Annotated in this window: 10 protein-coding genes; 9 read left to right on the top strand and 1 reads right to left on the bottom strand. The window is 61.1% G+C overall.

Annotated elements, in window-relative coordinates:
* Positions 1-101: 101 nt before the first annotated feature.
* Positions 102-1,505, bottom strand: a complete 1,404-nt coding sequence (locus E8Q41_RS02555) for a PLP-dependent aminotransferase family protein (protein ID WP_137153940.1) — start codon at positions 1,503-1,505, stop codon at positions 102-104.
* A 384-nt stretch (positions 1,506-1,889) separates the two neighbouring features.
* Here E8Q41_RS02555 and E8Q41_RS02550 point away from each other — a divergent pair, with 384 nt between their 5' ends.
* The 9 genes from E8Q41_RS02550 to E8Q41_RS02510 all read left to right on the top strand — a co-directional run bounded on the left by E8Q41_RS02550 (position 1,890) and on the right by E8Q41_RS02510 (position 9,677).
* Positions 1,890-2,372: an MSMEG_0572/Sll0783 family nitrogen starvation response protein gene (locus E8Q41_RS02550; RefSeq protein WP_137153939.1), complete on the top strand. Its 483-nt coding sequence runs from the start codon at positions 1,890-1,892 to the stop codon at positions 2,370-2,372.
* A gap of 62 nt (positions 2,373-2,434) precedes the next feature.
* The gene (locus tag E8Q41_RS02545; protein ID WP_137153938.1) at positions 2,435-3,493 is read left to right on the top strand and encodes a Nit6803 family nitrilase; all 1,059 of its coding nucleotides are present in this window, start codon (positions 2,435-2,437) and stop codon (positions 3,491-3,493) included.
* Positions 3,402-4,520 (top strand): MSMEG_0568 family radical SAM protein, encoded by a 1,119-nt coding sequence (locus tag E8Q41_RS02540; RefSeq protein WP_170976336.1) that lies wholly within the window; start codon positions 3,402-3,404, stop codon positions 4,518-4,520. The genes E8Q41_RS02545 and E8Q41_RS02540 overlap by 92 nt, the downstream gene beginning before the upstream one ends.
* Positions 4,517-5,059 carry an MSMEG_0567/Sll0786 family nitrogen starvation N-acetyltransferase gene (locus E8Q41_RS02535; RefSeq protein ID WP_137153937.1) on the top strand — a complete coding sequence of 181 codons (543 nt, stop codon included), beginning with the start codon at positions 4,517-4,519 and terminating at the stop codon, positions 5,057-5,059. The genes E8Q41_RS02540 and E8Q41_RS02535 overlap by 4 nt, the downstream gene beginning before the upstream one ends.
* Complete coding sequence (locus tag E8Q41_RS02530; protein ID WP_137153936.1) at positions 5,056-6,036, top strand: sll0787 family AIR synthase-like protein; 981 nt, start codon at positions 5,056-5,058, stop codon at positions 6,034-6,036. Before E8Q41_RS02535 ends, E8Q41_RS02530 begins: the two co-directional genes overlap by 4 nt.
* Positions 6,033-7,196, top strand: a complete 1,164-nt coding sequence (locus E8Q41_RS02525; protein ID WP_137153935.1) for an MSMEG_0565 family glycosyltransferase — start codon at positions 6,033-6,035, stop codon at positions 7,194-7,196. Before E8Q41_RS02530 ends, E8Q41_RS02525 begins: the two co-directional genes overlap by 4 nt.
* Positions 7,189-7,473, top strand: a complete 285-nt coding sequence (locus tag E8Q41_RS02520; protein WP_137153934.1) for an MSMEG_0570 family nitrogen starvation response protein — start codon at positions 7,189-7,191, stop codon at positions 7,471-7,473. The genes E8Q41_RS02525 and E8Q41_RS02520 overlap by 8 nt, the downstream gene beginning before the upstream one ends.
* A gap of 11 nt (positions 7,474-7,484) precedes the next feature.
* Entirely contained in the window at positions 7,485-8,759 is a 1,275-nt protein-coding gene (locus E8Q41_RS02515) for an MSMEG_0569 family flavin-dependent oxidoreductase (protein WP_137153933.1), read from the top strand.
* Positions 8,760-8,849: 90 nt separating this feature from the next.
* A complete protein-coding gene (locus E8Q41_RS02510; RefSeq protein ID WP_137153932.1) occupies positions 8,850-9,677 on the top strand; it encodes a Pnap_2097 family protein in 828 nt (275 codons plus the stop codon).
* The last annotated feature ends 47 nt before the right edge of the window (positions 9,678-9,724 follow it).

Below are 9,724 nucleotides of genomic sequence, written 5' to 3'. Positions count from 1 at the left end.
CAAAAAAGCTCCCAAATCAATGGCAGCCTTGAATCATCATCAATCCCAAAGCGGAAGCCCGTTTATGAGTATACGGCCTAGCCGCACCCGGAGTCGACGGGCTAAAAGAAGGAGCCAGCCATTTCCGGCGTGCCTTCGAGTGCATGCGCCATGAATTCCAACGCGTTTTTCAATTCGTCTCGGGCGATAGGGCCGCCGAGACATATCCGCACCGCTTCTTCCGGGGCTCCCTCCACGGTGAAGGCGTCGGCGGAAACGATGCCCAGACGGGTGTTGCGCATATGCGCGCCGAAGCTCGACCGCGTCCAGCCGTTTTGCAGCGGCATCCAGATGTTGAAGCTGATGGGATCCGCGGCATAGCTATCGGCAGGCAGCAGATCGGCGACCATCTTCTGGCGCGCGGCGGTTTCGGTGCGGATGAAGCGCAGGATCATGTCGGCTGTGCCGTCCTCGATCCAGCGGGTCGCCAGCGCGGTGTTCAGCGGCGACGCCATGACATTATTCGCCTTCATCGCCGAGACAAAGGGCCAGGCGGATTTGGTGTCGGGCGCGACGACATAGGCGAGGCGCAGGCCGGCGCCGATGCATTTCGCCAATCCGCCGATATGCCAGGTCAGATCCGGCGCCATCGTGGCGAGCGGCGGCGGCGCATGCAGCGGGATGAAGCCATAGGCGTCGTCCTCGATGATCGGCAGATGATATTTGCGGGCCACGGCGCAGATTTCCTCACGCCGCTGAACGGGAATTGTTAGCGTGGTCGGATTCTGTAGCGTGGGATTGAGATAAAGCGCCTTCGGCGAGCGTGTTTCGCAGGCCTTGGCCAAGGCGTCCGGCAGAATGCCGTCCTTGTCCATCGGCAGGCCGTGGATGCTGAGCCGCAGTTGCGCGGCGATGGAGCGAATGCCGGGATAGGTGATCTTCTCCGACAGGATCACCTGCCCCGGCTTTGCCAGCATGTTGAGGATCGCCAAAAGCGCGGGATGGGCGCCGGGCGTGGCGAAGATGCGCTCCTGGGACGGGACCAGGCCCCGGCGGCTGAGCCATGCGGCGGCGGCGTCCTTGTCGATGTCCGCGCCGCCGAACCCTTGATACCGCAGGAGCGGGACAAGGCTGGAGGCGACGGAGCAAAGTCCCTCGCGCATGCGCTCGATCAAATCCGGATCGTTCGGCTCGGGCGGCATGTTCATCGAAAAATCGACGGCGGGCAGGCGGCGTGGGTCGGGACTGAAATCGAGCGCAAAACCGCGACGCTCCCGGTCCTGTCCGCCGGTAACGAACGTGCCCCGACCGACATGCGTATCGATGAGACCGCGCTTCTTCGCCTCCACATAACCGCGCGCCACGGTGGTGAAATCGATGCCAAGCTTCTGAGCGAGCTCCCGTTGAGCCGGAAGCCGGTCGCCGACCACGAGCACGCCGCTGCGCAGATCCATTTCGATGACATCCGCGATCGCCCGGTAACGCGGACTGCTGCTGCGTCTCAGGTCAGGCAACCATTCCTTCATCGGCCCTCTCCGCCTCAATGGAATTGACCGTATATCGATGCATCCAATCAATGTCACTCATTAATTGACGGCCTCGACGCAGGGTTGGAATCAAATGGCCATATCCAACGCAAAGCGTAAACGAAGATATGCGTTTCGGGCAGCGGACTGCGCCGTGTATGCACATTGACAGGATCAATGAAGCGGCAAAAAGGATTCAAAATTGGCGCCGGGATGCCCTCTGTATGAACGGAAACGTCCCAAGTAATCCATATTTGATCGCATTATTGAATGGATCTGCACATGAATTGATCGGTTTCTCTATGAAATCAATCTGGCATGACGATTGCAAAACAGTGGTTATCCCCTTGGATGGGGAAGCCATGACAACAACAGGAGAGTCCCATGCCCGCAGTCACCAAGCCCGCACATGAAGCCGGCGATTTCTTTGTCGATTATGAAGAAAAGGTCTTCGAGGACGTTCAGGCTAAAGAAGGCGAAAAAGCCCTTATCACCTTCCACACGGTCGCGTTTGAAGGCTCCATCGGTCTCGTCAATCTGCTGCAGGCCAAACGTTTGAAGCGTAAGGGTTTCGAGACCTCCGTCCTGCTGTACGGCCCCGGCGTCACGCTCGGCGTACAGCGTGGCTTTCCGAAACTCGGCGACGAGGCGTTTCCGGGACATCTCAACTTCAACAACCAGATCAAGGGTTTCATGGAAGAAGGCGGCAAGGTCTATGCCTGCCGGTTTGCGCTGCAGGCGCTCTATGGCCACGGCGAACCGTCTCTGATCCCCGGCATCAAGCCGATCAGCCCACTCGATGTCCTCGACCTGGTGCTCCTTCATCGTCGCGATGGCGCTTTCATTCTCGACACCTGGACGCTCTGATCACCCGCCCCCGGGGTGGTCTCGCCGCCCCGGGTTTTCCGTAGCCAAGAAGGAATTCTCTCATGGACCAGAAAACCGTCAGAGTGGCGGCCGCGCAGATTGCTCCCGATCTGACCTCGCGCGAGAAGACGCTGTCTCGCGTTCTGGAGGCGATCCGCGAAGGCGCCGACAAGGGTGTGGAATTGATGGTCTTTCCCGAGACTTTCGTTCCCTGGTATCCCTATTTCTCGTTCGTTCTTCCGCCGATCTTGTCCGGTCGGGAGCATGTGCGCCTCTATGAAGAGGCGGTCACGGTTCCATCCGCAGCGACGGACGCCATCGCCGGCGCGGCGCGAGAGCATGGCATGGTCATCGTGCTTGGCGTCAACGAGCGCGATCATGGCACGCTTTACAACACCCAGCTCGTCTTCGATGCAGATGGAAGCCTGATCCTCAAGCGTCGCAAGATCACCCCGACCTTCCACGAGCGAATGATCTGGGGTCAGGGCGATGGATCCGGCCTCAAAGTGGCCCCGAGCGCGGTCGGAAGGATCGGCGCGCTGGCCTGCTGGGAACATTATAACCCGCTCGCGCGCTACGCGCTGATGGCGCAGCATGAAGAGATTCATGTGGCGCAATTCCCGGGCTCCATGGTCGGCCCGATCTTCGCCGATCAGATGGAAGTCACCATCCGCCACCATGCCTTGGAAAGCGGTTGTTTCGTCGTCAACGCCACCGGCTGGCTGACCGACGAGCAGATCGCGTCGATTACCCCCGATGAAGGCCTGCAGAAGGCTCTGCGCGGCGGCTGCATGACAGCGATCATCTCCCCGGAAGGCAAACATTTGGTCCCTCCATTGACGGAGGGAGAGGGGCTGCTGATCGCCGACCTCGACATGAGTCTGATCATCAAGCGCAAGCGCATGATGGATTCGGTCGGCCACTATGCTCGGCCTGAACTGCTCCAGCTTTTTCTCGACAACCGTGTCGCCGCGCCGCTGGCCAGCGTCGAGCCCATCCCGTTCAACAGACAGACAAGGAGTGAAACCGATGGACAGTCTGGCGTCTCCCAAGACCGAAACCTTGATCAACGAGTTGCAGTCCTACGGAGCGAGGCTCGTTGTTCCCCGGGCTGGCCATGAAAGCCGCAGAGGCGGCGCGGGTCCCTCCGATCACAAGGCCCTGACCATCGACGGCATGACGGTGATGGTGCCCGTTCACACGGCGCCCGCCTTCGAAAGCCCCTATCTTGTCGAAAAGCCGGATGAGGCCGGCAAAAGCCGCATCAGCCGGAATGGCGAGGTGCTGGGCGAGGTGACGTTTCCTCTGCGTCCCCGGTTCTACGAGGGCAAGACGGCGGATGGCGTTCCCTATTCGCAGATTGCCGTTCTGCATGGCCGCGACGTGCTGGCGACCACCGTGCTGCAGACCTGCATTCGCTACCAGAGCCGGACGAAGACCTGTCAGTTCTGCGCGATCGGGCAATCCCTGGCCGCCGGCCGCACCATCGCCCACAAGACGCCGGAACAGTTGGCGGAAGTCGCCAAGGCTGCGGTCGCGCTGGATGGCGTCAAGCATATGGTGATGACGACCGGCACGCCGAAGGGCGATGATCGCGGCGCGGCCGTCCTGGCCGAGAGCGCACGCGCCATCAAGGCCGCCGTGGATCTCCCGATTCAGGCTCAATGCGAACCGCCCGAGGACGACCTCTGGTTCCAGCGCATGAAAGACGCCGGCGTCGATACGCTGGGCATGCATCTGGAAGCGGTCACGCCGGAGGTGCGTGTCAGGATCATGCCAGGCAAGGCGCAGGTTTCGATCGAAAAATACATGTCCTCCTTCAAGGCTGCGGTCGAGGTCTTCGGTCGCGGACAGGTTTCGACTTACATCCTCGCAGGCCTTGGAGACACACGCGAAGCAATCCTGGAGATCTGCGAAAAACTGGCAGCGATCGGCGTCTATCCGTTCGTCGTGCCTTTCGTTCCCATTTCCGGCACACCGCTCGAAAGCCATCCGGCCCCCTCGCCAGACTTCATGCACTCTATCCTGAAGCCTTTGTCGGAAATGCTCGTATCGAGCGGCTTGAAGTCCGTCGATATCAAGGCCGGTTGCGGCAAGTGCGGGGCCTGTTCGGCGCTCTCCACCTATGAGCGGAGGCTGACGGCATGATCATCGAACCCACACAAGCTTTTCGGGCGGCTGAATATCAGGTGAAATTCGCCACATGTCCCTGGGAGAAGGATCGCGCTCACACGCTTCGGCGGGCGGTGTTCTGCGAGGAGCAGGGCATTTTCCACGGCGATGATCACGACGCCATAGACGAGGTCGCCATCCCCATCGTCGCGCTGTCCATGCTCGGCGTCGTGGCGGACGATGTCGTCGGCGCCGTGCGCATTCATCAGCCGGAGCCGGGCGTCTGGTGGGGTTCCCGGCTCGCGGTTCACCGCGACTATCGCAAGATCGGCGCATTGGGCGCGACATTGATCCGGCTGGCCGTCTGCTCGGCGCACGCCATGGGCGCACATATTTTCCTCGCGCATGTGCAGGCGCAGAACGAACTCCTTTTCCGGCGGCTGCATTGGCGGGTGCTGGATGAGGTGGACATTCACGGGAAGCCGCATCTGCGCATGCAGGCGGACCTCGCACATTATCCGCCATGCTTTTCACCGCAAACAGGCTTCATTGCTTTGCCGAGGAAGGCCGCATGATCACGCATCCGGAATTCGAGGTCATCGTCTCCGCCTTGCGGAAGAGCGCAGGCATCTCTGCCAAACGCGACATTGCCTTTGCGGCCGACCGCCTGTCGCTGACGGACGGAGCGGTCGCGGTCGGGGATGACTGCGCGGCTATTCCCGATGGCGACGGCCACCTTCTGTTTGCGATCGAAGGTTTCATGAACGAATTCGTCGCCGCCGACCCCTGGTTCGCGGGCTGGTGCGGCGTAATGGTGAATCTGTCGGACATCGCCGCGATGGGTGGCCGACCGATTGCGGTCGTCGATGCTGTCTGGGCGAAGGGTGAGGAAGGAGCCGACCCCATTCTGTCGGGCCTCAAGGCGGCATCGTCCACATTCGCCGTGCCGATCGTCGGTGGACACACCAATCTGAAAACCGATCGCGGCCAGCTCTCCGTTGCGGTCCTTGGCCGTGCGAAATCTCTATTGACCAGCTTCGACGCGGCCCCGGGCGACTGGCTGATTGCCGTCGTCGATCATCGCGGTGCCTATCGAGAGCCCTTCAACAACTGGCAGGCGGCTCTTGATGCGCCGCCCGAGCGCCTGCGTGGCGATCTCGATCTCTTGCCGCAGATCGCCGAGGCCGGCCTTTGCCGCGCCGCCAAGGATATCAGCCAGGGCGGCATTGTCGGCACCGCGATCATGCTCGCCGAATGTTCCTGCGTGTCGATCGACATCGATCTGAACCGGATACCGATCCCCTATGGCGTCTCGCTCGAGCGCTGGCTCGCCACCTTTCCAAGCTATGGCTACCTGCTGTCCGTGGCTAACGACAAGGCGCAGGCTGTTCTCGATATCTTCGCTGCCCGGGGACTGACCGCAGCGGTGATCGGCGCCGTTGAGGCCGGGTGCAGCGTTTCCGTACGAGCAGGCCAATCCCATGCGGTCATCCGCAATTTTCGGGACGAGCCCTTGATGCAATTGCAGTTCGGAGGCGCGAAGAAGGCATGATAAAGTCCCTGCGCATCGCCATGCTGGCCCATTCCACCAATCCGCGCGGGGGAGTGGTTCACGCCCTGCAGCTCTCGGAGGCGCTGAACGAGCTTGGCCATTCGGTTGTTCTGCACGCGCCTGATGCCGCAGGCAAAGGCTTCTTTCGTGCGGCCAGATGCGAGGTTGCCCCCTTTCCGGTTGGACCGGCGCCCTCGAATATGACGGCCATGGTCGTCCAGCGCATCGAAGATTATCTCGCCTATTTCCGGGTGAGCGGAACTGCGCAATTCGACCTTTTCCATGCCCATGACGGCATTTCGGGCAATGCGCTGGCGGCGCTCAAGCGACAGGGCCGAATTTCCGGCTTTTTTCGAACCGTCCACCACATCGATGAATTCGCAGATCCGGAGTTAAGCCGACTGCAGGCCCGTTCGATCAACGAAGCCGATCAGCTGTTCACCGTCAGCGAATACTGGCGCGGCTGGTTCCAGCAGCGCGGGCGAAACGCCGTTACTGTCGGCAATGGCGTCGATGGACACCGCTTCACACCTGTACGCAATGCGACGGATAGCGCCATGGCACAGACCCTGAAACGTGGTTCAGGCCCGATCTTTCTTGCGGTCGGCGGGGTCGAGGAGCGCAAGAACACGCTCGGCATTCTCGACGCTTTCGAACAGGTTCTCGCGGTTCACCCGGATGCGCGGCTGTTTATCGCGGGCGGCGTTTCCTTACTTGATCACAGCGGCTATCAGGCCGCCTTCTCGACAATATTGTCTCAGAATCCGGCTCTTGCGGCCGCCGTCACCTGTCTTGGACGCATTGCCGATGAGGACATGCCCGCATTGTTCCGGAATGCAGACGCCCTGGTCTTCCCGTCGCTCAAGGAAGGGTTCGGGCTTGTCGTGCTGGAAGCCATGGCGAGCGCGACGCCGGTCGTTTTGTCCGCGATCGCGCCATTCACCGAATATGTTCCGCCACCGGCGGCGTTATGGTGCAACCCTCACCAGCCCGCGTCCATCGCCGGCGCCATGCTGGCGGCGCTATCGCCAGAAGCAAAAGCATCCTGCACGGCCGCCGCTCAGACGGTTGCCGCTCGCTACGACTGGCATCGGGTCGCCGCGGCGCATCTTCCCGCCTACCACGCGTTTCTCGACCAAAAGGAGGGGCTCTATGCCTGAAATGCGCTTCATCGTGAAATGGCCGGATGGGGTCGAGGAAGAGTGCTATTCCCCTTCACTCGTCATCCGTGACTACTTTGAGGAAGGGCGCCGCTATGCCCTGTCCGATTTCCTGACGCGCAGTCGCGAGTCCCTAACCATTGCAAGCGACCGCGTCCGGCAACGCTACGGTTTTGCCTGCTCGCTGGCGCTCGGCCAGCTTTCCCGCATCGAACAGCGTGCAGGCGATTTCACGGATCCGCACGCCGAAATCCAGATCAAGACTTTCCTGCTTTGAAAGGCCTATCCATGTCGAACACGACCCTGAAGAACCATTACGAGACCGTTGTCGTCGGCGGCGGCCAGGCCGGATTATCCGCCAGCTACTATCTCTCGAAAGCCGGCATCGATCACATCGTCTTCGAAAAGAAGACAGCGGCGCATAAATGGAAGACCGAGCGCTGGGACGCCTTTTGCCTGGTGACCCCCAATCATCAGTGCCTCCTCCCCGACCATGCCTATGATGGCGATGATCCGCATGGTTTCATGGTCAAGGACGAGATCGTCGCCTATCTCGACCGCTTCATCGCCAAGGTGAAGGCTCCCATTGTCGAGCACACGGAAGTAAGCCTTGTCGAACGCTCGGGCGACGTCTTTCTGATTGAGACCTCCGCAGGCGCCGTCACCGCAAACAGCGTCATTCTGGCGACCAGTCTTTATGCCGACCCCTTCATTCCCCGCGCCGGGGCGAAACTGCCCGAAGCGATCCTCCAGGTCCACACCGCCTATTACCGCAATGCGGCTTCTTTGCCGGAGGGCGCGGTCATGGTGGTGGGTTCAGGCCAATCCGGTTGCCAGATCGCCGAGGACCTGCATCTGGCGGGACGAAAGGTGCATCTGGTCACCGGAAACGCTCCGCGCTGCGCGCGCTTCTATCGAGGTCGTGATGTGGTGGATTGGCTGACGGATATCGGTCAGTACGAAATTACCATCGAGCATGACGGAATGTCGAAGAAGAAGCACGACACCAACCACTACCTGACAGGGCGCGACGGCGGCCGCGACATTGATCTGCGCCAGTTCGCGCTCGAGGGAATGGCGCTCTACGGACGCATGGAGACCGTCACCGGCGGCAAGATGATCTTCCGGCCGAACCTCAAACAGAACCTCGACGAAGCTGACCGCGTCTATAACGGCATCAATGCGCTGATCGATCGCTACATAGCGGAAAAGGGCGTCGATGCGCCGCCGCCGACCATCTACGAACCGGTCTGGGAGCCTCGGGATGAGATCACCCAACTCGATCTCGAAGCCGCTGGCGTCACCAGCGTGATCTGGGCGACCGGCTTCACGCCCGACTGGTCCTTCGCCGCCTTGCCGATCTTCGACGGGACCGGTTATCCGGTCCAGCGTCGCGGCGTCACGCGCGAGCCCGGGGTGTATGTGCTCGGACTTCCATGGTTGTGGACATGGGGCTCCGGCCGCTTCCTCGGCATGGGCAAGGATGCCGAATACGTCGTCGATCATCTCGCACGCTTCCTCGACGCCGCCGCAACGCCCTTGCGGCGCGCCTCGGGTGCCTGACAAGCCGCCCCACAATACAGACCGGCCCTTGGAAACGTCCGGGGCCGGCGCGACGAAGACCGCATTGCCACGGAGAGAGGTGCATTTCACATGAACATGATGCCGCGCGATCCCAGCCCGGTGGACAACAGGAGCGATGCGCTGTTCCGCCTTGCCCTTTGTCCGGAACTGCTGTTGGGAATGCCGCATCTCACACCATTCGGCCTCTCCCGAACATGGCTTCTGAAAGAACTGGGGCACCGACACTGGATCTTGCTCGCAAGGCGCCTCGGCCTCGCCAACGCAGACTTCCGCACCCCCGACAACCAGGAAGCCTATGCGGCAATTTCGGCCCTCAAGGTCGATGCACGTCTTTCGGCCGCCTGTCCGAACGACATTCTCGGCCTGTCGTCGGATCTCTACGCTGTTTCGGATGCCCGTATGGAAAGCCTGCATCGATTGAGCGTCAATGGCGAGCCGATCGGCTCCGTCTTGCTGCAGTCGACTTTCGTCGCTCGGGCCGCGGCCGAGAACCGCTCCATTCGCCGTTCGATCATTCGCCATTTTCAACCTGAAACCAATCATAGGCCCAGCCAGTTCGCGGAGGATATTCAGGCGATCAAGGAGTGGCGAGAGCCCCAGGGGGCGCCGATCCATCAAATGACGACGCGTCCCTGCCCCTTTGAGGAATTCAACGGCGCGGGACTGTTTTACTTCGCAGAATTCGCAGCGTTGGTGACCGGAGTTCTCTGCATGCGGGAGGGTAGCGCCGCCGTGCGGCGTCTCGGTGCGCCATTCTCCATGCTGTTTCGTGGCAACATTGACGCTGGCGACGAGGTTTCTGTCCGCCTCCACCTTGATTCCGCAAGCTCAGAATTTCTGAACGGAACAATCACCAGGTCCGACGGATCGCCGCTTGCCAATTTTCGAACTGGATGATGCCGACCGACGCGCTCGTGTCACCGCGGGTAGTCCTTGTGCGGTCG

The organism is Rhizobium sp. FKL33, from assembly GCF_005222915.1.
In the GTDB taxonomy this organism is placed as follows: domain Bacteria; phylum Pseudomonadota; class Alphaproteobacteria; order Rhizobiales; family Rhizobiaceae; genus Rhizobium_E.
This window is presented reverse-complemented; position numbering and strand designations above follow the sequence as displayed.